General features: G+C 35.7%; 20 protein-coding genes. 12 read left to right on the forward strand and 8 right to left on the reverse strand.

What is annotated here, in order from left to right:
• Positions 1–28 precede the first annotated feature (28 nt).
• From DWB61_RS07410 to DWB61_RS07435, 6 genes are all read left to right on the forward strand, one after another.
• Positions 29–379: a DUF4870 domain-containing protein gene (locus DWB61_RS07410; protein WP_125030264.1), complete on the forward strand. Its 351-nt coding sequence runs from the start codon at positions 29–31 to the stop codon at positions 377–379.
• Positions 380–487: 108 nt separating this feature from the next.
• Positions 488–823, forward strand: coding sequence for a hypothetical protein (locus tag DWB61_RS07415; protein ID WP_125030265.1), 336 nt, complete (start codon positions 488–490; stop codon positions 821–823).
• A gap of 393 nt (positions 824–1,216) precedes the next feature.
• Positions 1,217–2,578, forward strand: a complete 1,362-nt coding sequence (gene hisS / locus DWB61_RS07420; protein ID WP_125030266.1) for a histidine--tRNA ligase — start codon at positions 1,217–1,219, stop codon at positions 2,576–2,578.
• Between the two features lie 269 nt (positions 2,579–2,847).
• The gene (gene hutH, locus DWB61_RS07425) at positions 2,848–4,353 is read left to right on the forward strand and encodes a histidine ammonia-lyase (protein WP_125030267.1); all 1,506 of its coding nucleotides are present in this window, start codon (positions 2,848–2,850) and stop codon (positions 4,351–4,353) included.
• A 164-nt stretch (positions 4,354–4,517) separates the two neighbouring features.
• A complete protein-coding gene (locus DWB61_RS07430) occupies positions 4,518–6,932 on the forward strand; it encodes a TonB-dependent receptor (RefSeq protein WP_125030268.1) in 2,415 nt (804 codons plus the stop codon).
• A gap of 9 nt (positions 6,933–6,941) precedes the next feature.
• On the forward strand, positions 6,942–7,901 hold the full coding sequence (locus DWB61_RS07435; RefSeq protein WP_125030269.1) for a DUF4249 domain-containing protein: 960 nt from the start codon (positions 6,942–6,944) through the stop codon (positions 7,899–7,901).
• 172 nt (positions 7,902–8,073) lie between these two features.
• On the opposite strand, the gene cydB is transcribed toward DWB61_RS07435, so the two are convergent.
• The 4 genes from cydB to DWB61_RS07455 all read right to left on the reverse strand — a co-directional run bounded on the left by cydB (position 8,074) and on the right by DWB61_RS07455 (position 13,039).
• Positions 8,074–9,111, reverse strand: a complete 1,038-nt coding sequence (gene cydB / locus DWB61_RS07440; protein WP_125030270.1) for a cytochrome d ubiquinol oxidase subunit II — start codon at positions 9,109–9,111, stop codon at positions 8,074–8,076.
• A 146-nt stretch (positions 9,112–9,257) separates the two neighbouring features.
• On the reverse strand, positions 9,258–10,637 hold the full coding sequence (locus DWB61_RS07445; protein WP_125030271.1) for a cytochrome ubiquinol oxidase subunit I: 1,380 nt from the start codon (positions 10,635–10,637) through the stop codon (positions 9,258–9,260).
• A 320-nt stretch (positions 10,638–10,957) separates the two neighbouring features.
• Positions 10,958–12,508, reverse strand: coding sequence for an Rne/Rng family ribonuclease (locus DWB61_RS07450; RefSeq protein ID WP_125030272.1), 1,551 nt, complete (start codon positions 12,506–12,508; stop codon positions 10,958–10,960).
• Positions 12,509–12,754: 246 nt separating this feature from the next.
• The gene (locus tag DWB61_RS07455; RefSeq protein ID WP_125030273.1) at positions 12,755–13,039 is read right to left on the reverse strand and encodes an HU family DNA-binding protein; all 285 of its coding nucleotides are present in this window, start codon (positions 13,037–13,039) and stop codon (positions 12,755–12,757) included.
• Between the two features lie 152 nt (positions 13,040–13,191).
• Between DWB61_RS07455 and mutY the strand changes: the two genes are divergently transcribed.
• From mutY to DWB61_RS07480, 5 genes are all read left to right on the forward strand, one after another.
• Complete coding sequence (mutY, locus tag DWB61_RS07460) at positions 13,192–14,235, forward strand: A/G-specific adenine glycosylase (RefSeq protein ID WP_125030274.1); 1,044 nt, start codon at positions 13,192–13,194, stop codon at positions 14,233–14,235.
• Positions 14,236–14,313: 78 nt separating this feature from the next.
• Positions 14,314–14,733: a single-stranded DNA-binding protein gene (locus tag DWB61_RS07465; RefSeq protein ID WP_125030275.1), complete on the forward strand. Its 420-nt coding sequence runs from the start codon at positions 14,314–14,316 to the stop codon at positions 14,731–14,733.
• A gap of 118 nt (positions 14,734–14,851) precedes the next feature.
• Positions 14,852–16,081, forward strand: coding sequence for a gliding motility-associated protein GldE (gene gldE, locus DWB61_RS07470; protein ID WP_225423360.1), 1,230 nt, complete (start codon positions 14,852–14,854; stop codon positions 16,079–16,081).
• A gap of 106 nt (positions 16,082–16,187) precedes the next feature.
• Positions 16,188–16,772: a gliding motility lipoprotein GldD gene (gene gldD, locus DWB61_RS07475; protein ID WP_125030277.1), complete on the forward strand. Its 585-nt coding sequence runs from the start codon at positions 16,188–16,190 to the stop codon at positions 16,770–16,772.
• A gap of 32 nt (positions 16,773–16,804) precedes the next feature.
• Positions 16,805–17,443, forward strand: a complete 639-nt coding sequence (locus DWB61_RS07480; protein WP_125030278.1) for a 4'-phosphopantetheinyl transferase family protein — start codon at positions 16,805–16,807, stop codon at positions 17,441–17,443.
• On the opposite strand, the gene DWB61_RS07485 is transcribed toward DWB61_RS07480, so the two are convergent.
• The 3 genes from DWB61_RS07485 to ychF all read right to left on the reverse strand — a co-directional run bounded on the left by DWB61_RS07485 (position 17,440) and on the right by ychF (position 20,730).
• Complete coding sequence (locus DWB61_RS07485) at positions 17,440–19,068, reverse strand: alkaline phosphatase family protein (RefSeq protein WP_125030279.1); 1,629 nt, start codon at positions 19,066–19,068, stop codon at positions 17,440–17,442. The genes DWB61_RS07480 and DWB61_RS07485 overlap by 4 nt on opposite strands.
• Positions 19,069–19,104: 36 nt before the next feature.
• On the reverse strand, positions 19,105–19,482 hold the full coding sequence (gene crcB / locus DWB61_RS07490) for a fluoride efflux transporter CrcB (RefSeq protein WP_125030280.1): 378 nt from the start codon (positions 19,480–19,482) through the stop codon (positions 19,105–19,107).
• 147 nt (positions 19,483–19,629) lie between these two features.
• Positions 19,630–20,730: a redox-regulated ATPase YchF gene (gene ychF, locus DWB61_RS07495; RefSeq protein WP_125030281.1), complete on the reverse strand. Its 1,101-nt coding sequence runs from the start codon at positions 20,728–20,730 to the stop codon at positions 19,630–19,632.
• Positions 20,731–20,896: 166 nt separating this feature from the next.
• Here ychF and DWB61_RS07500 point away from each other — a divergent pair, with 166 nt between their 5' ends.
• Entirely contained in the window at positions 20,897–21,961 is a 1,065-nt protein-coding gene (locus tag DWB61_RS07500; RefSeq protein ID WP_125030282.1) for a transglutaminase domain-containing protein, read from the forward strand.
• A gap of 10 nt (positions 21,962–21,971) precedes the next feature.
• Here the strand turns inward: DWB61_RS07500 and DWB61_RS07505 are convergent, their stop codons facing one another.
• Complete coding sequence (locus tag DWB61_RS07505; RefSeq protein WP_125030283.1) at positions 21,972–22,634, reverse strand: hypothetical protein; 663 nt, start codon at positions 22,632–22,634, stop codon at positions 21,972–21,974.
• Positions 22,635–22,974 lie beyond the last annotated feature (340 nt).

Consider the following 22,974-nt stretch of genomic DNA (forward strand, 5'->3'; position numbering starts at 1 on the left):
TTGACATAAGTAATTTAAAACATATAATATGACGTATTTTAGAACGCCACACGAAGAGAGAAATTGGGCTATGTTTTGTCATTTAGGTGGCTTGGCCTATTTTATCCCATTGGGAAATATCATAGTGCCTCTTATTTTATGGAGCATGCGTAAGGACAGTTCGGCCTTGGTTGATCGCGAAGGGAAAAAGGCTTTAAATTTCCAGATTTCATTTACGCTTTATATGCTAATTGCTGGTTTTCTAATATTTGTGCTTGTTGGTATTTTGTTCCTTGTAATACTGGGGCTTTTGCAACTCATTTTTGTTATAATGGCTGTTGTTAAAACCCTTAACGATGAAGAATTTGAATACCCAATGACTATCAAGTTTATTCAATAGCGCTTAGGCTACGCTCAGCATCCAGACTTCGATAATAAAAGTTTCGCGCTCTTTTGTCTGATTAGCGAAGTTTTTTTTATTTTACTCATTACTCATTACTCATTACTCATGGCTTCTTTTTCAACTTTTAAGCTGATCTATTTTATCGGATTGGCTTTAATCTTTATTGGTGGTTACCGTTTGTACAATCATCTTTCGTATGGGAATATCATTATATCGGTGGGATTACTGACTTACGCCATTGTTCAACTTTATCTGCTTATAAAGCAAGGAATAAGTAACTGGGGTTTGTTCGAGTACACCAAAACAACGGTTAATGTTTTGTTTATCTGCTCGGTTATACTCCTGATGGGACTTGAATCGAAAGGATGGTTTTACCCATTGATATTAGGCATGTTGCTTGACTTTTTTGCCAATATATTTAGGCGAGTGAATCGCTCTTAATTCTGGATGAAGTCTTTTAAAGGATTAAGTAATATAAAAGAAACAATAATTTAGACGCAGATTTAAATGATTAAGATATGATTGATGTATAGGATTGGAAAACGCACTTTTAAAATCATAAAATATCATTTTTAATCAGTGTCTAAACTTTATAATATTAGTATCAGTTTTCTGATACTTTTTTTTGCTTCAAACTCTCGTGACAGAGCTTTTAAACAAAGGCTGGGAACTCTAAAAATATTTGATATTTTTGTATCACAATTTGAAGAGATGATCAAATGAGTGAACTCATCAACATATAAGGCTTTTAGGCTATTGTGAAGTTGGAAAGGTGAAGAAAGCTGAGATATCAACTCAAATAAATGAACTAATTAACCAATTAAAAAAAAAGAAATGGCTCAAAAACCGTCAATTCCTAAGGGAACGAGAGATTTCTCACCTGTTGAAATGGTGAAACGAAACTACATATTCGATACCATTAAAGAGGTGTTTCAACTCTATGGTTTTATGCCCATCGAAACACCATCGATGGAAAATTTGTCTACCCTAATGGGAAAATACGGCGAAGAAGGCGACAAGTTACTGTTTAAGGTTCTTAACTCGGGAGATTTTATCTCTAAAGTGAGAGAAGAGGAACTAATGGCTCGCAATTCGAACAAATTAACCACAAAGATTAGCGAAAAAGGCTTGCGTTACGACTTAACTGTGCCCTTTGCACGTTACGTTGTACAGCATCGCAACGAAATAACTTTCCCATTTAAGCGTTACCAAATACAGCCTGTTTGGAGAGCCGATCGTCCACAAAAGGGGCGTTACCGCGAATTTTATCAATGCGATGTTGATGTGGTAGGTAGCAATTCTCTGTTGAACGAGGTTGAATTGATTCAGATTGTTGACGAGGTTTACAAGCGATTGAAGTTAAATGTGCTTGTGAAATTAAATAACCGCAAAGTTTTGGCTGGTATCGCTGAGATTATTGGCGAGGCAGATAGAATTATCGACATTACGGTTGCTATCGATAAGTTGGATAAGATTGGTTTGGACAATGTAAATAAGGAAATGTTTGAGAAAGGTATTCCTCAGGCAGCCATTGATACGCTTCAACCTATTATTCTATTGTCGGGAACCAATATCGAGAAATTGGCTCAGCTAAAAGATGTTCTTTCCGCTTCGGAAGTTGGAATGAAAGGTGTTGAGGAATTGGAAACAGTTTTCTCTTACTTTGCAGATTTAGATGTAAGCACTGAAGTTGAATTGGATTTGACTCTTGCTCGTGGCTTGAACTATTATACGGGTGCTATTTTCGAAGTGAAATCGAAAGATATGGAATTCGGAAGTATTACAGGTGGTGGCCGTTACGATGACCTGACTGGCATTTTCGGTTTGAAAGATGTTTCGGGTGTTGGTATTTCATTTGGTGCGGATAGAATCTACGATGTTTTGGAACAAATGAATCGTTTCCCTGCCGAGACAGTGAATACCACTAAGGTGATGTTCGTGAACTTTGGAGAGAAAGAAGAAAAATATTGCTTGCCAATTTTAGCACGCTTAAGAATGAATGGCGTTAAAGCTGAGATCTTCCCTGATTCTGCTAAAATGAAGAAACAAATGACTTATGCCAACGACAAACATATTCCTTTTGTGATAATGGTTGGTGAAACGGAGATGGAAGAAGGCTTAGTGAGTCTTAAAGATATGGATTCTGGTGAGCAAATAAAGCTTTCACCTGAAGCTCTAATCGAAAAATTAGCTTAGCTTGCGCGTCCAAAGATTAATAGACTAAAAAAGCATGCCTTTTAGGTGTGATTAAAATATTTAGGATTAAATGATATTTAAATTATTACAAGATAGAGCAGCTGAGAGTATCGGTGGCGACATTCGTTGCCCTTGAGTTCTTGCGCGATTTATTGGAGCTCAATAATGACAATTTAATCATTGTTGAACGCTTTGATGAATAGGTGTGCTTTAGGCACCCTCATTTTTGAAATATATTTAATACAAAAAATACTAAATAAACACACAACATGTCTAACATACATTTTATTAGCCCAGAGAGATTAACATTCTCTAAAATTGAAGAAATTCTTGAAAAAGGATACAAGCTTGAATTATCTGAAGAATCAAAGAAATTGATTCTTGATTGCAAAGCCTATCTTGATGCTACTATTGCGAAAGCAGATAAGCCTATTTATGGTATTACTACTGGTTTTGGATCTCTTTGTAAGATTTCTATTCCTGAAGAAGATTTAAGTCAACTTCAGAGCAACCTGGTTATGTCTCACGCTTGTAGCTTGGGTAACGTAATTCCTGAAGATGTGATTCGTTTGATGCTTTTACTTAAGGCTCACGCTTTATCATTGGGTAAATCGGGTGTTCAAATCGAAACGGTTCAGCGTATCATCGATATGTATAACAGCGATGTATTGCCTGTTGTTCGCCACTTAGGATCATTGGGTGCTTCGGGTGATTTGGCTCCTTTAGCTAATCTATTCTTACCCTTATTTGGTGAAGGTGAAGTGATTTACGAAGATGAGATTCGCCCTGCAGACGAGGTTTTAAAAATGTTTGGTTGGGAGCCTATCAAATTGGGCGCTAAAGAAGGTTTGGCTTTATTGAATGGAACTCAGTTTATGAGTGCTCATGCAGTTTATGCTTTGCTTAAGTCTTTCAAATTGGTGAAGTATTCTGATATTATTGGTGCTATTTCATTGGAAGGTTACGATGGAAGAATCGATCCTTTCTTGGCTCCAATTCACGATGCTCGTCCTCATAACGGACAAATTGAAACAGCTCGTAATATTCGCAGTCTTTTAGAGGGTAGTGAGTTTATTGCTAATGAGAAGAAAAACGTTCAGGATCCTTACTCATTCCGTTGTATGCCTCAGGTTCATGGTGCTTCTAAAGATGCCATTAACTACGTAGCCAGCGTGGTTGAAACTGAAATCAATTCAGTTACTGATAACCCAACTATTTTCATCGACGAAGATATGATCTTGTCGGGTGGTAATTTCCACGGACAGCCATTGGCTCTTGTTCTTGACTTCCTTTGTATTGCTTTAGCTGAGCTGGGTAGTATTTCGGAGCGTAGAACTTACCGTTTAATTTCTGGTGATAGAGATCTTCCTGAGTTCTTGATTTCTGATTCAGGATTGAATTCAGGATTTATGATTCCTCAGTACGCAGCTGCTTCTATCGTAAGTCAGAACAAGCAATTGTGTACACCATGTTCAGTTGATTCTATTCCTTCGTCAAACGAGCAGGAAGATCACGTGAGTATGGGTGGAAATGCAGCGACTAAGTCATTATTGGTTGCTGATAACGTGGAGCGTATTTTCGCTATTGAGTTGATGAATGCAGCTCAAGCAGTTGATTTACGTCGTACAGGAAAATCATCTCCATTCTTAGAGGCATTCCTTGAAGAATTCAGAACTGCCGTTTCTTTCAACGATAAGGATAGAGTCATGTATAAAGACATCGAAGCTGCTATTGAATTTCTTGCAGCGGGAAAATTCGAAGGTGGTGAAAACTAAGTCAACTTCTTATTCTACTATATGACAAAAGGCCATCCATTAGGATGGCTTTTTTTATTCAAAAAAAACTTATTTTTTTTCAAAAGAAAAGTAGGGTGTATGTATATTAAGCTGTTGTTATAATTGGTGGAATATGTAATTAAAATTTATTTGATAATCAATTTATGAATAAAACGATTTGTTTAGGTTTACTTTTTTTCCTGATTTCAGGATTTATAAGTCATGATTTATGGGCGCAGGAAAAACAGACTTTGAGTGGTTATGTTAAAGACGGATCTAATGGAGAAGCTCTTATTGGTGCTACAGTGAGTATTCAGGATCTGATGGTAGGGACAGCTACTAACGAATATGGGTTTTTCTCATTGTCTCTGGCTCCTGGAAAATATAAGGTTCTGTTTAGCTTTATCGGTTATATGCCTGTTCCTAAGGAAATAGACTTAAGTCAAAATCTTACCCTAAATATTGAGTTGCATGCCGATGGTATTAAATTGAATGATGTGACTGTTACGGCTGCTAAAAAAGATCAGAATGTCTCTTCAGTACAGATGAGTGTTGAGCGTTTACCCGTGAGTATCGTAAAGAAACTTCCTCATTTTCTGGGAGAGGTTGATATTATAAAGACTTTGCAGATGTTGCCTGGAGTAACTTCAGTTGGTGAGGGTAGTACTGGTTTTAACGTGCGTGGTGGGGGAACCGATCAGAATCTGATTCTTTTGGACGAGGCTCCGGTTTTCAATTCGGCTCACTTGTTTGGTTTCTTCTCTGTTTTTAATGGCGATGCGGTTAAGGATTTTCAATTATACAAGGGAGGTATTCCTGCACAGTATGGGGGGCGTTTATCCTCGGTATTGGATGTGCGTCAGAAAGAGGGAAACAGCAAACGCTTTTCGGGAAGCGGAGGAATTGGTATCGTTAGTAGTCGATTAACTCTTGAGGGCCCCATAAAGAAAGATAAAACTTCTTTTATGGTAGCAGGAAGGCGTTCATATGCCGATGTATTGCTCCGTATGAATCCGGATATGAAGGATAATACGGTTTATTTCTATGACCTGAATGCGAAGATCAATCACAAATTCAACGATAACAACCGCCTTTTTATCTCGGGTTATTTCGGTAACGATGTGTTCAAATTTGGCAAAGAATTCGATTCTCATTGGGGAAATACAACAGGAACCATTCGTTGGAATCATTTGTTCAATAAAAAGCTTTTTTCAAATTTTACAGCAATCTATAGTAATTTCGATTATTCTATAAGTGTACCCGAGGGAAGTTTAGGTTTTGAGTGGGTTTCCAGTATCAAAAATATGAATCTTAAGGCTGATTTTTCATATTTCCCTAATCCCGATCTGAAGTTTAAGTTTGGTTTTGGAAGTACTTACTACATCTTTAATCCAGGTGAATTAAATCCTGTAAAGGGTTCCATAATTGAGTCTAATAAATTGGAAAAGGGCTATGGTCTCGAGTCGGCAGCCTATGCAGGATTGGAACAAAACCTAGGCAGTAGCCTGACTGTACAATACGGCTTAAGACTTTCCAATTTTTCGAGCCTGGGAAGTCAAACCGTAAACTCTTACCAAAGCGGAATACCAAAGGATAAAGCAAGTATAAGGGGTTCGAAGAAGTATGGTAAAAATGAGATTGTAAAGAACTATTTCAATTTTGAACCTCGTTTGGCGATAAAGTATGCCTTTAGCGATGTTAATTCGCTTAAAGCAAGTTACAACAGAACTTGCCAGTATTTGCACCGTATTTCAAATACGACAGCACCCACTCCTCTCGATATTTGGGTACCAACAGGCAAGCACATTAAGCCAGCCAAGGTTGATCAGGTAGCTTTGGGGTATTTTCACAATCTTGGAAATAATATGTTCGAAACATCTGTAGAAGCTTATTACAAGAAATTTTACGATTTGGTTGAGTACAAGTATGGGGCCCATCTGATGTTGAATAATACGATTGAAACCGAATTGCTCGATGCACAGGGCAGAGCTTATGGCCTGGAATTTAGTGTTAGAAAAAAAGAAGGACGATTGACGGGATGGATCGCTTATACGCTGTCGAGAACTGAGAAGAAGGTAGAGGGGCTAATGAATAATGAGACTGGCGAGATTTATCCGACGACTTTAATCAATAACGGAGACTATTTTCCTGCTGATTACGACAAAACACATGATCTTAAGATTGTCGCTAATTATGATTTGAATAAAAGATGGTCTGTTGCCACTAACTTCATTTTGATGAGTGGTAGACCAGCCACCTATCCTTATGGAAAATATGAATTCCAGGATAATACTTATGCTCATTACATTAATCGTAACGGTGCACGTATCTCGGCTTACCATCGCCTTGATTTATCATTTACCTATATGTGTAAACAGAAAAAGGCAAATCAGAAATGGCAGGGCAGTTGGAACTTTGGAATCACGAATCTTTATAGCAGACAGAATGCCTATTCGGTTTATTTTAAAGAGAGTGAAAACAATTGGGCTGGTAGCCAAAAAGGAAACAGCACCGAAGCCTGGCAATTTGCCATTATTGGCAAACCTGTTCCAACCATCACGTATAACTTTAGCTTTTAGTCATAACTAATGAAGATTGAAAAAATGCATACTAAACTCAAATATATATTCTTGCTTGCTTTTATCATCTTAATGGGATGTGAAAAACAAATTGAGTTGGATCTCCCTTCGGTTGGTTCAAAACTAGTGGTAGATGGCTGGTTAACCAGTGAACCTGGAGAGGGGGGGGCTGAACGACTTCATACGGTACGTTTAACCCAATCTATTTCTTATTTCGAGACACAGAATTATCCTGTAGTAAAAGATGCTCAGGTGATTTTAAAGGATGATAAAGGCCAGGCTTATCCTTTGACTTATACTTTGCCAATGGTTTACGACCCAAATGTGGGAAAAGAAGTAGCTGATGAGCAAAAGGGGCGTTATGAAATACGAAAAAATTTGGAACAGAATACCTCTTATACCCTGTATATTAAAACAACAGATGGAATAGAATATGAGTCAACTGCTCAAATGGTTATTGACTACCCATACGCTCCAAAAATTTTTGTTGAATACAAGGAAGCTGATGATTTCAGTGATGAAGATGAAGGCTATTACATCAATTTTGAGCCTAAATATTCAGACGAAGGGAATTTTTATTTCTGTTGGCAGCTATTCAAACTTGAATCATATACAGACTGGAGTGATCCTGAAAATCCAATAAAGGTGAGTTATACTTTTCCCTATTCTGATTTACTTTTTGGTAGTAATGTTTATACCTCTGTAGAGGAGTCAGAAACCCAGTTTGATCAGGCTGCACAAAAGGGCGAACAGTATTTTATTAAGCAACATGTTGTTGCAAGAGGTGTATATGATTTTCTGCGTTTGGCAGAAGAACAGCGCGATAATGAAGGAACACAATTTTCTCCTCCGCCAGCTCCATTAAGAAGCAATATTAAGCGTATAGGAGGAAACACTCTAGATGATGATGCTCTGGGCTTTTTCATTATCTCATCGGTTCAGAAAACTGAAGTGACAAGCATCAATTAATAGTCCAACATATACTAAAAGAGCTGCAATCATAATAGATTGCAGCTCTTTTTATATTGCGGTATAAAGCTTAAACAAAGTATAAAGCTAAATTAACTCAAAACCACATTTACACTTTCACTATTTTACTTTTTTCATCTTTAACCTTTCGCTTTTCAGACCTTTTGACCTTCTAATAACTTGTCTCATCAATCTTCACCTTGCCACTAAAGGTTTTGTACACAAAGTAAGTGTAACCCAAAACCAGTGGTGTACCAATGGCTACAATAAGCATCATGATTTTTAATGATTTCAGTGATGAGGCTCCATTGTATATATCGATGTTATTCTCGGGACTTATTGATGAAATCAGAAGGTTTGGATAGGCTTCCAGTGCACAAAGCAACAGCATGAAACTGATGCAAAGTGATGAGAACAAAAAAGCCTGCATGAACTTCTTCTTGTGTGTCAGTCGTGGAATATTGGCAATGCTTAAAACAACCAGCACCGGCAAAATTAAACTGGCAGGCATCTCCATTAATTTATCACTCAAGTGGGGTTGATATGCCAGGGTATACAATGATGTAAGCCCGAAAGCTATGATGAAGGCTCCCATAGCATACTTTTGTAAAACGACCAGTCGTTCGTATAGCTTGCCCTCCGTTTTTAGTAGAAGATAAATGGCTCCGTGTGACATAAACAAACTTAGACTCGTTAGTCCCATTAAAATAGAGTAAGGGTTTAGAAAGCTAAGTAGAGCATCACCATTATAATTGTGATTAGCATCAATAGGAATGCCAATCAAGACATTGCCCAATACCACACCCAAAAGAAATCCTAACATGATACTCGAAAAGCTATAAATGATATCCCAAGTCTGTCGCCACCATCTCATTTCTTCTTTGCCACGAAATTCGATGGACACAGCACGAAAGATGATGAAAAAGAGAAAGAGCATAAATGGAGTATACATGGCAGATAGTAAACTGGCATATGCAACGGGGAATCCTGCAAAGAGAGCACCACCGCCAATAACCAACCACACCTCGTTACCATCCCAAACGGGACCAACAGCATTCATGGCAATACGGCGGCTTTGTTCTTTTCTGAAAAAGAGATGCCAGGCTCCTGCTCCAAAATCGAAACCATCGAGTATGGCATAGCCCGAAAACACGCCACCAACAACTAAAAACCACCAGGTCTGATAATCTAATCCTAATAGAGTTTCCATATGTTTATATTATTGTCCTGTTCAATTGACTTGAACCAGGATGTGAATTTTGATTTATATTTTGTAGTCAGTTATCGTTTTTTAAGTGTTTTTTCACATTTCGATTAAGCTCAGTGCAACACTTTTACTTTAAGCTTGACTTTACTCTATCCTTGAATAATAGCTTGCTCAATATCTTTTGTGTGAGGTCTATTTTCAGTATCACCTTTATCATACGGACCATGTTGTATTTTTTTGTTTAGGATATAGATAAACAAAACAAACAAGAGTGCATAGATGAAAAAGAACATGATAAGAGAGAACCAAATTTGATTGGCCGAAACGGCTTGTGAAAAAGCATCGGAGGTTCTAAGTAAACCGTAAACAACCCAAGGTTGTCTACCCATTTCGGCAGCAAACCAACCTGTTTGATTGGCAATTTGAGGTAGAAACACTGCAAAAATGAATGAAACAAGTAACCACTTTTGTTCAAACAGTCGACCTCGCCACCAGTAGAAACAAGCTAAAAGTGTTAGACCAATAAGTGCCATACCTATGGCAACCATGATATGGTAGAATTGGAAGACTGCATTAACCTGTCCAGGTTGATCTTCTTTGGCGAAAGCATTTAGCCCAGTTACGGGAGCTTCAAAATCGTAATCCAGAAGAAAAGATAAGCCACCTGGTATTTTTATACCGGTAACTTCCTGTTTATCCTGATCCACCCAGCCCATGATATACATATCAGCAGGGGCACTTTTTTCGTAGTGACCTTCCATTGCTGCGAGTTTAGCTGGCTGATTTTTAGCGACACCTTCAGCAGAATGATGTCCAGTACCAAGTTGACCTAATGAAAGAACTGTAGCTGCGATTAAAGCAATTTTAAAGGCTTTTTTCGATATCTCAATATGTCTGCCTTTAATAAGATAATAGGCGTGTACACTTAAGACTAAGAAGGTTCCGGCAAGCAAAGCTCCTAACCAAACGTGGGTTATCCGATCTACACTCGATGGATTGAATACCATGGCCCAGAAATCGGTGATTTCAGCCCTTGCATTCATGCCCTCGCCAACGATGCTGTAACCTGCTGGAGTTTGTTGCCACGAGTTAGCTACTACAATCCAAACAGCAGAAAACATTGAGCCAAAGAAGACTCCGATGGTCGAAATTAAGTGTACTTTTGAACTCACTCGATTCCAACCGAAAAGTAAAATCCCCAGAAAACCACTCTCAAGCGCAAAAGCGAAAATACCTTCTGCAGCCAGAGCTGATCCAAAGATGTCGCCAACATATTTCGAATAAATGGCCCAGTTGGTCCCAAATTCAAATTCCATAACGATACCAGTTGCGACGCCAATACCAAAAGTTAATGCAAATATTTTGGTCCAAAAGCGGGCCAGTGTTTCATACACTTTTTTTCCTGTGCTCACATATATGCTTTCAAAAATGACCATCATCATACCCAAACCGATGCTTAGTGGAGGATAGATGTAATGAAAGGCGATAGTAAATGCGAACTGTATTCGAGCTAATATTTCTACGTCCATAACTTATGTTTTAATCCCAATGGCTTGGGAAAGTTCGATGTTGTAATAAAACAACACGATTTATATGAGTTAACAGGACAAAGTTAAGCTTTTGATTTTATTCAAATCATTATACTTTATTTTTTATGTATGAAAAGATTGATGACCCGATTGATTTTGATGATCTGTCTACAGGAACAAAAAAAGGCCAGTGAAATAAATCACTGACCTTAATGTTGTATTTTATGTTGGTTAAATGATCTGAAATTGGCAACTAATGTATGTGCCGAGATGCATTTAACAATGCTTTTGACTTAATAGCCTTTAATGAACTGGGAGTTCTACTTAATTCTACGATTATCCTTATCGCTAAAACGATACATCATTAAATCGTATGAAGGAATAGCTTTTACATTCAATTTGATTTTATATGTTGATTGCCATTTGCGTCGCAATGTTTTAATAAAACCTTGATTAATGTACGCTGCCACAAAAGGGTGAACTTTAAGTGTTAATTTCTTTTCCTTTGTTTTTTCAACCAGGCTTGCTAATTGATCTTCGATTTGATCTGTCAGTAAAACAGCTGGTGAAATTTCTCCCGAACCTTGGCAAGTTGGACATTTTTCTTGAACTGCGACATTCATTTCAGGACGAACACGCTGACGAGTGATTTGCATCAAGCCAAACTTGCTCAATGGAAGTATGTTATGCTTGGTACGATCTTGATTCATCATTTCTTTCATCTTCTCGAAAAGCAAATGACGGTTTTCTGCAGAGTGCATATCGATAAAATCGACAACGATAATACCTCCCATATCACGAAGTCTCAATTGACGAGCAACCTCTTCAGCTGCTGCCATGTTTACTTCCAGGGCATTGGTTTCTTGATCGTTCCCAGCTTTTGAACGGTTACCTGAGTTCACATCAATAACATGGAATGCTTCGGTGTGTTCTATGATAAGATAGGCTCCACTTTTAAATGAAACTGTTTTCCCGAAAGAAGATTTGATTTGTTTATCGATGCCTAACTGGTCAAATATTGGAAGGTCACCTTTAACATGATTTACAATTTTCTCTTTCTCAGGTGCAATACTTGCAATATATTGTCTGATATCAGCAGCTGCTGCTGCATCGTTCACATAGATATTCTCGAATGATGAATTTAGGATATCACGAAGAATAGCTGTAGTACGATTCATCTCACCCAAAACAAGATTTGGCGGGTTGATTTCACGAATATTGTAGAAAGACTCTTCCCAACGTTCAATTAAGCCTCGAAGTTCTTTGTCTAGCTCGGCAACACGTTTCCCTTCGGCAACAGTACGTACTATAACCCCATAATTCTTAGGTGTAATACTTTGTAATAATTGCTTGAGACGAGTTTTTTCTTCTGTCGATTTTAATTTTTGGGAAATTGACACCTTATTGGCAAATGGCATCAACACAATATTACGTCCAGCAAGTGAAATTTCCGAACATAAACGAGGGCCTTTTGTGGAAATAGGTTCTTTTGCAACCTGAACAAGAATATATTGCCCAGATTTTAATACATCGGTAATTTTTCCATTTTTATCGATATCTGGCTCCAATTTCATTTTAGAAATTGAAATGCCTTTACCTTTTCGGGCTATGGCTTGTTGTAAGAATTTGTTTAAAGTAAGGAATTGTTGTCCTAAGTCTAAATAATGAAGGAATGCATCCTTTTCATATCCAACATCAACAAAAGCGGCATTTAAACCAGGCATGATTTTTTTCACTTTACCTAGATAAATATCGCCAACTGCAAATTGAATATTGCTTTTTTCCTTGGAAATTTCAACCAATTGCTTGTTATCAAGCAAAGCAATTACAATTTCGTTCGGTTGTACATCAATTACAAGTTCATTACTCACTTGAAAGCTCCTATATTAAATTCAAAAAATAATTAATTCTTACAAATAGATAAACCTAAAGTACTAAAAAGTTCTTTAGGTTTATACATTATACTCTTACTAATAAGCGTGATAAGAATTATTTCTTCTTATGACGATTTTTTCTTAATCTCTTTTTACGCTTGTGCGTAGCCATCTTATGTCTTTTTCTCTTTTTTCCGCTTGGCATAACTTAAATATATTAAAATTTGTTTTTAAAGTCTGAGACTACTTTACATTAGTTTTTACTTTACTTACGAAAGTCTTCGCCGGTTTAAATGACGGGATAAAGTGCTCAGGAATAATAATAGTTGTGTTTTTAGAAATGTTTCTTGCAGTTTTCTCTGCTCTTTTCTTAACGATAAAACTTCCGAAACCTCTTAGATACACGTTTTTACCTTTTACAAGTGAACCTTTGATAGTATCCATGAAGGCCTCAACAGTTTTTTGTACTGTAATTTTCTCAATCCCCGTGTTCTTAGAAATCTCGTTAACAATATCTGCTTTAGTCATCTCTTAAAAATTCTTTAATTATCAATTATATACAACAGTTTTTTCTCAAAATCAGACTGCAAATATATATGATTTCTCTTTATTAAAGAAATCGAAAGCACTATTTTTGTGTGAAAATAAAAAAAAAATAAAATGTGTAACATTCTAGGTCTATGTTGAATAGCAAAATTATAAACTGGTATGAGTTCAATAAGCGCGATTTACCATGGCGAAATACTTCAGATCCGTACAAAATTTGGATCTCAGAAATCATGCTACAACAAACTCAAGTCGTTACAGTTGTAGACTATTATTTACGTTTCATAAATAGTTTTCCTTCAATTAGTGCTCTGGCATCAGCTAATGAACAAGAGGTGTTGAACCATTGGCAAGGGCTAGGTTATTATTCGCGAGCTCGCAATTTGCATTCGGCAGCAAAGTCTATTAAAGACAATTATAAGGGGGTATTTCCTGATTCGTTTGATGAAATAATAAAATTAAAAGGAATAGGTGTTTATACAGCCTCTGCAATATCGGCTTTTGCATTCCATTTGCCTTATGCAGCTGTGGATGGGAATGTGTATCGAGTTTTGTCTCGTCTGTTTGGTGTTTCGGAATCAACAAGCTCGCCTAAAGGAAAAAAAGAATTTCAAGCTCTAGCGGATGAACTAATGGCAGATGCTCCACCACATATCTATAATCAGGCAATTATTGAATTTGGTGCATTGCAATGCACAGCAAAAAATCCAGATTGTGAAGTTTGTCCTTTGCAAGCTCAATGTTTTGCTTATATAAATAAGCAGCAGGATGTTTTACCAGCGAAGAAAAAAAAGGTGAAAGTGATTGATCGCTTTTTCTATTATCTATACATATATAATGATACACGTTTTTTATTACAACAAAGAGGAGAACGTGATATTTGGCGAAACCTATTTGAATTTCCTTTAATTGAGGCTGATAATAAAATAGAATTAGTAGATTTGATTAATTCTGAGGCATGGGAGACTCTTCTGAAAGATATTAAAGTAGAAGTGACCGAGCGAAAAATCACTAAAACACATAAATTAAGTCATCAGAATTTACATATTGAGTTTGTTCATGTTAGAATTGAAAATTACGAATTTGAAAAATTTAAATCTTTAATAAGCGTTGATAAAGAGGTTGCTATGAATTACCCTATGCCAAAGCCGATAGAGATGTATTTAGCAGGGAAGTAATCTTTATGTGAATAAAAATATTTTTATCTAGGTAAAAAGTTTATAACTTTATTGTTGTTAACTAAAAAATAAGAAGATATGTCAGTAAATAAAGTAATTTTGGTTGGGAATGTAGGTGCAGACCCAGAAGTGAAATACCTTGATAATGGTGTAGCTGTTTGTAATATTCGTTTGGCAACAAGTGAATCCTATACTCGTAATGAGGAAAAGGTGACACAAACAGAATGGCACAGTATCGTAATGTGGCGTAAATTGGCAGAAATTGCTGAAAAATATGTAAAAAAAGGCGCTCAACTTTATGTTGAAGGTCGTTTAAGAACCCGCACTTGGGAAGATCAAGATGGTAAGAAACGTTATACGACTGAAATTTTTGCTGATAATTTTCAGATTTTAGGTCGTCGTTCTGAAGGGGAGGGAGCTCCAGTTGAAGAATCTGCTAAACCTCAGGCTGTTGTCACCAATTCAGCTGAAGACGAAACGGATGATTTACCATTCTAAAAACATTGTTGAACTAGAATTTTGAATGTTGGAAACCAACGATTTGTTACTGATATTAAACAATTTTGATATTGTTTTTAAACCTATAAGCTTAAGTATCATTGCAGAACTATGTGCAATGATACTTTTGTTATTTTTTTCCGCACTGATCTCAGGTTCAGAGGTGGCTGTGTTTTCTCTTTCACCGCAGAATTTGAGAGAGATTGAAGATGCGCAAACAAGCAAAAATAGAAAGTTGCTTAAGCTTTTAAGAATGCCAGAGAAACTATTGGCTACGATTCTGATTGCTAATAACTTTGTGAATATTGCTATTGTTATTCTTTCGACTTATATCACGTCTTCCTTGTTTGATTTTAGTCAAGCACCAGCAGTTGGTTTTGTTGTGCAGGTTGTTGTAGTTACTTTCTTGCTTCTCTTGTTTGGTGAGATTGTACCTAAAGTGTATGCAGCTCAGTTTGCACTTCGTTTTTCTAGATATATGGCTCTGCCACTGATATTTTTAGAAAAAGTATTTCGCCCATTAGGTACCATTTTGATAAAGTCAACATCTTTAGTTAATAAGGGGATTTCAAAAAAGCAGAATATTTCCATGGATGACCTTTCGCAAGCTCTTGAGCTCACTGCTGATGAAATTAATGAGGAGATGGAAATATTGGAGGGGATTGTGCGATTTGGAAATATTAATGTGAGTGAAATAATGGAAGCTCGTGTTAATGTTATTGCTGTTGATATTCATATGAGTTTGAGTAAGCTGAAATCGGTGATTATAGAATCTGGTTTTTCACGTATTCCTGTTTACGATGGTGCTTTTGATAATGTTAGAGGTATATTGTATGTAAAGGATTTGTTAGCACATCATCATAAACCCAATACTTTTAAATGGCAATCCTTAATTCGTCCACCTTATTTTGTTCCCGAAACAAAAAAAATTAGTGATTTATTGGAAGAGTTCCAAACTAAGAAGAATCATATGGCTATTGTGGTTGATGAGTATGGTGGCACATCAGGGCTTATTAGTTTAGAGGATATTTTAGAAGAGATTGTTGGTGATATTACGGATGAATTGGATGATCAACAAGATTTTTATACCCGAGAAGAGGACGGTTCTTATCTTTTCGAAGGTAAGACCTTACTAAATGATTTCTTTAAGTTGATCGATGTTGATGCTGATATTTTTGACAAGATTAAAGGTGATGCAGATACTCTTGCGGGTTTGATTCTTGAGATAAAGGGCGAAATTCCCCAGAAAAAAGAAAAATTCAAATATAAGGGCTATGAGTTTATAGTCGAAGCGGTTGATAATCGAAGAATCAAGAAAATTCGTTTCAGGCTTCCTCAAAAGAAGTAGGCTCTAACAATTAAACACTTCCTGATGAATTTGTTTGAGTTTGCCTGTGTGAGTTTCTCTGAAAATTATGCAAATTGCAGCTCTATTAATTTAAACGTGATTTTATATGCTTAGGCATTCCCGTATTATAATCTATTCTCTTTTACTTGTTTTTGCATGTTTGCCTTTGTCTTGTAAAGATAAAGCCATGCCAAAACCTAGAGGTTATTTCCGTATTGATTTCCCTGAAAAAAAATATGAAACTTGGAATCATAATTATCCCTTCAGTTTTGAGTATTTAAAAGGAGCTCAAGTTGTAAAAGATAAGAGTCGACTAGCAGAGGAATATTGGCTGAATGTTGAGTATCTAAACTATAATGCAACTCTTCATTTAAGTTATAAGGAAGTCAATGAAAATCTTGAGAAATACTTGGAAGATTCTCATAGTTTAGTCTATAAGCATGCTATAAAAGCTGATGCAATTGATGGAACCAACTATGTTGACATGCAAAGGAATGTATATGGTTTGGTTTATCGCATTCAGGGAAATGCGGCATCTTCAGTACAATTTATTGCTACGGATAGCTTAAAACACTTCTTAAGAGGATCACTTTATTTCAATAATCATCCAAACCCAGATTCTTTGGCTCCAGTCATTCAATACATTGATAAGGATATCGTGCACTTGATGGAAAGTTTAAAGTGGAAATAAATTCTATAAAATCATTCTTTTAGAAATATCACATGCCCTTAGTAAAGCATATTCAAATAAATGAAACTTGTCAACTGGCTCTTTGGAAGATTACCGAAGAGCTTGAAGATTTGCTTGCATGTGTTTGTTTGAATATGACTGAGCAGGCTCGGGTTGATGGATTTGGAAGTTTGACTCGTAAAAAGGAATTTGTTACAACGCGTATTTTATTGCATAAACTTCTAGGTAATGGAATTTTTATAGAGAATAATGAACATGGAAAACCCTTACTTAGTAATTCTGATTTTGATATCAGTATCTCTCACAGTAAGGACTATGTTGGGGTAATCGTTGGTAAAAATCATGATTTAGCATTAGATATCGAATATCTTTCTGATCGAGTGTATCGAATCACCAAGAGATTTATGAGTGAAGATGAAATGTTATCTGTTTTTGAAGAAGACAAACAGCTTCATATTTATCAGCATTGGTGTGCTAAAGAGTGTTTGATTAAATTATATGGAAAAAAGGATGTGCTCTTAATTGATGAATTAAAAATACATCCCTTTCACCCGAAACAATCTACCTTTTCAGGTGAGGTTATTCGTAATGATTTTTCAAAGAAATACGAATTTCAAAGCCTAATCTTTGATTCTTTTTTAATGGTTTGGTGTTGTCAATCTAGAAACTAATCGACTAAGCCTTTTATTGGATTTCCCATACAACCAGTGGGTGGCGTGATTTCCAAGAACGTGGATAAAGTAGGAACAATATCTTCAATGTCGAGTTGCTGGATCAATTTCTTATTTTTAATTTTCCATCCATAAAAAAACAGAGGTACTCTTCTTGATTGACTATATTGAGCAACCAGATCTCTTTCATCTTTTATTTGATTGACCCATCCTGGTTCTAATGCAATGATAACATCTCCAGATCTTTTATGATTGAATGAGCGCTGAATTTTATTCATAACCCCATGACTGTAGTTGGTTTCAATAAAATTGTGAGCAGGAATTGCTTTTGATACTCCAGAAAATTGAACTAGAAATTTTGCAGCTTTTATCTGAACATCTTCTAATATTAGTTTTTTATCTTCAATGAGCTTGCGATTTAGAAAAATCTGTTGCGAATCGTATCCTGATATCCACCGTCCAGCACCATAAGTCACGTTAAAGTACGATTTTAATAAGGCAATTGCGTTATAAGAACTAAAATAGCCATGTGGTATACGTTGTTTTTCAAGATCTTCTGGTAAGAAACTAGCTGCTTGGTCACTTGTCACAAAAAGCAGAACATTCTCCATCCCAACTTGCTCATCCAAGAAATTAATTAAGTCTGCTATGTTTTGATCTAGCCTTGTTATGCAATCGAGCATTTCTGCTGAATAAGGCGAAAACTTACGGTGATTGTTTCCCAAACAAGAAAAGTTGATGGTAATCAAATCACAATCGTCATCCTTGCCTAAGTTTTCGTTAATAATTGTTGTTGCAGCAAAATCTTTAACTAATAGGTTACCTGCTGGATAATTCTTTAAAGCATGGTATCCAATCTGTTTTTTCTCCTTTTTTAAATCATAATAAAAATGATCGGTCAATTTCAACTTTGCTTTAATAATATCTGTTGAACTACCATTATCTTCTAGAGTTTTAGGTACCCAAGGTTTATCAAGATATTTGTTAGGTAGATCGGTCGCATTAAAATTATTTACCCAATTAAATAGGGTATTCTGATAATATGAAGAACTGATGAATTTACCTTGAACACCATCTAACCAGTAGGCTGCATCTGCTGAATGACCTGCAGAATAGATAGCAGATTCATTATTAAGAGAAACTCCAATGACTCTCGAATTAGGATTATTTAATTTCATGATATCACCTAGGGTAGGAGCAAGAAGTTTATGCGGCGATTTTGAGGTAACCGTATCTACGATCCCTAGTTTTCGATAATTCTTGTCATAGGTTGAAGCTTCTGCGCTCTCAGAAATTCTATTGAACCAAGCGTGAGAAATGATTCCATGATAAGCAGGCGGAGTTCCTGTAAATATAGTCGCATGGTCAACTCCAGTTTGAGAATATTGGTAATTGTACTGCGTATTGGAACTAAAGGCTCCATTTTGCATTATTTTATTGAAACCACCATCTGAAAATAAATGTGAATATTTACTGAAATAATCACTTCGTAGATGATCTATGACGATACCAACGATAAGCTTTGGTTCATTAGAAGGTTGTTTAGAAGAATCAGTTTGGGCATTTACTTTTATAATGCTACTGATGGCAAGAAGAAGTCCGAAGAATGTATATTTGATATTCATACTTGTTGAATGCACTAAGGAGAATGGATGAATTAATTAAAACAGTTTGTGAATTTGACTACCAAGATAAACAGCAAGTAGACCTAAAAATACACTAGCACCTACATAAACAGATAGCATTAGAAAATCTCCAGCTTTGATTAAACCAAATTTATCGAAAGCAAAGGAGGAATAGGTTGTGAATCCACCACAGAAACCGACTCCAAGGAATATTCTAAGTTCTGGACTTAGCATGTTCTTTTGCTCAGCAAGGGAATAGATAATACCAATTAATAGACAGCCTAAGATGTTGACCGCAAGTGTTCCAACTGGTAGTACTGATTGAAAAATACGATTCACGCCCAATGCAATTAAAAATCTAGAAATACTGCCTAAAAAACCGCCTAATCCAATAAGTAAAAGTGTTCGAAGCATAATCTGTGATTATTTAGATACTTGAACAAAGATAGAAATATTAACAAGCTAAGCTGAAATTAACTAGAATTTTAGATAAGAATTGAAGTCGTAAAAAAAAAAGGCTGTCTTGTAGGACAGCCTTTAAATATATTTGAATGTGATCATTTACACATTAAAACGGAAGTGCATGATGTCACCATCTTGAACCACATATTCTTTACCTTCTACATTCATTTTTCCTGCTTCTTTGCAAGCCGCTTCAGTTCCTAAGTTCGAAAAGTCTTCGAACTTGATAACCTCAGCACGAATAAAGCCTTTTTCAAAGTCAGTGTGAATGACACCTGCAGCTTGCGGAGCTTTAGAACCTTTAGGATATGTCCATGATCTAACCTCTTTAACACCCGCAGTAAAATATGTTTCAAGTTCAAGAAGGCTAAATGCGGCCTTAATCAATTTGTTAACACCTGGTTCTTTAAGACCAAGATCTTCAAGAAACATTTGTTTTTCTTCGTAAGACTCAAGTTCTGCAATATCAGCTTCAATACCAGCTCCAACAATTAGAACTTGCGCATTCTCATCTTTAACAGCTTCTTTTACTGCATCAACATAAGCATTACCTTCTATTACTGAAGCTTCATCAACATTGCAAACATATAATACAGGTTTGGTTGTCAATAAATGCAGATCTTTTGTAACAAGTTCTTCAGCTTCGCTTAATTCAACTACACGAGCTGACTTTCCTTGTATCAAAACTTCCTTATAGCGTTCTAATACTTCAGCAAGACGTTTAGCTTCTGGATTTTTACCAACTTTTGCAAGTTTAGCGGCTTTTTGAAGTCTAGCTTCTACAGTTTCAAGATCTTTTAATTGTAATTCGATATCAATGGTTTCCTTGTCGCGAATAGGATCAACAGAACCGTCAACATGTACGATATTACCATCCTCGAAACAACGTAATACATGAATAATTGCATTTGTTTCGCGGATATTGGTTAAGAACTTATTTCCTAAACCTTCACCTTTGCTAGCACCTTTAACCAAGCCGGCAATGTCAACAATCTCCATTACTGAAGGCTGCACTTTCTGTGGTTTTACCAATTCTGTTAATCTAATTAAACGCTCATCAGGTATAGTTATTACACCTACATTAGGCTCGATAGTACAAAAAGGAAAGTTAGCCGACTGTGCTTTTGCATTCGACAAACAATTAAATAAAGTGGATTTACCAACATTAGGTAGTCCTACGATTCCACACTGTAATGCCATGTTATATTTTATTTATTAATTAGCTGAGTTTCAAAAAATCTGTGCAAAAGTACATTTAAAATTCCGATGTGCCAATTTTGAAATTATTCTAATTAATAATTGTTAAATAGTTACTAAGTCGGTTGATATATATGACTTAGTTTATATTATTTATTAGCTTTAGAATATGGCTAATTTCTATATGAAGTATATTCTTTTTATCATTTTCTTAATTGGAGCTTTAAATTCTACAAAATCTCAAGAACCAACTTATGGAAGGTATGGAGTTATTGATCGTCAGGTAAAAAGAGTTCCAGACAGCCTAGCCAATAATATTGTTCATCTGCATCACTATCTCGATTCTATTGGAGTTGATGATGAAGAAAGAATAAGAATTTTCTATATGTGGATCATCACAAATATTAAGTATGAAAATCAAGTTGAACTCCTTTTTGATAAAAATTTGTTGTTTTATATGGGGTCTAATAATTCTGTATCCCCAGTTTCTGTTCTCAAGAAAAGAAAAGCTGTATGTGAAGGGTTTTCAAGGCTTTTTCAGTTTTTTTGTCAGCAATCGGGAATTGAAGCTTATACAATTGGCGGCTATATATCAAAGAAAGGAGCCTTTCAAGATAGAGCAACACATTCGTGGAATATTGTGAAGCTAAATGATGAATGGCGTTTTTTTGATTTGACTTGGGCTTATGCGAGTTTTGAACATACCGGTATAAAGAGTAGTACAAACGAGTTTTACATGGTTAAACCACAAGAATTTGTTTTGTCTCATTTGCCACTAGTTCCTATGTGGCAATTTTTAGAAACACCTGTACCCATATCTATCTTCAATATGGGAAACGATATGATCAATATATATCTAATAAAGCAAAAACCACATTATAATTATGAAGATAGTCTTAAAACTTATAAGAAGTTGGGTGCGAGGGAGCGATGTTTAAAAATGGCTGACGAAATTTATAAAACGAATTCTTCAAATAAATTTAACCGCGCCATTGAATATCTTAGATATGCACGAGTAATTCTAAGTTTTCAGAATGCGTCGGAAAAAAAGGAACTTAAAGAATTGTTGGAGGCGAAGGATAAGATTAAAAAAGCTATGCTGTTTTTTCGTGAAACTCAAGATGTATCAGCACAATTGATGTTTTTGCAGGCACTAGATCATTTACTTATACTTGAGAAATGGATTCAAATAACTCAAAGTCAAAATAAGAAGGCTTCAGAAAGTAAGTTTTAAGCTTTCTTTTTTAATTATACTTTAACATTTGATTGAGAGGTGTTAATTTGAAATTACCTGGAATAGAGAAAGATTCTATGGTAAGTTTTGTTCTTGATGCATGATCCATTCTTATTACTGTTTTTCTATTATCATGGGAAATGACAACTTTCACAGGCAGACCATTTTTTCGAACTTTCATATATGAGTTCAAATTAAAATAAGGTGCAATTCCAGAATGGAAAAAGAAGGCTTCTAAAAAGTCCTTGAAGTGATCCATATTCCAGCCCATATGTGAAAGGATGTTTTCAGCAATCCATATTTCCTCTATTGCTTTTCCTTCATTTATTACTTCGTATTTACGTACGATATAATCATCTATCGAACTAAAGTTTGGCGTGCTCTTTATATTGAAATTATTATATATGCTATAATCTGGAATTAGAGGGTTTTTTCCAATTCTACGACTTATCATTTCTTCAAAAAGTTTTTTATCAATAGTATTTAGATTCCTTAAAAGTGAAACATCATTGATTAGAAAATCATTGTCATTCTGCATTTTGTATTCTGCCACCGCTTTTCTGAAATGGTTTACTTCCCCAGACCAAAAGATTCTTTCTTGTTGATTTATAAAGCTGATTGTTTTTGAGCTGGAATTGTAAAGATAAGTTAGATCTTTTGTGACAATTTTCATATTGTCCTTTTTGATATATATTAAGGTTCTGCTTTGACTTATTCCATTATCAACATAGAATTTAATAACCCACGACGGGGAACTTGTAGTGTACTTAATGGTTAATAAAAGCACGATTAATATAACAGATAGGTATATGAGTTTTTTGATCATTAATCTATTTAATAATAATGGATTTTAATGGCTTAATAAATTTACAAATATATCTTACATGAGGGTGTCCAAAAATGGATACTCTCTTTCTTTTTTTCATACAAACATCTAATAATCAAGTGATTAAATTGTGTTTTATTTTGAGATGCTATTGATTATTAGTAACTTAAGGCATGAGAAAGCCTAA

Origin of the sequence: Ancylomarina euxina (assembly GCF_003863355.1) — a bacterium.
GTDB classification, from domain to species: Bacteria; Bacteroidota; Bacteroidia; order Bacteroidales; family Marinifilaceae; genus Ancylomarina; species Ancylomarina euxinus.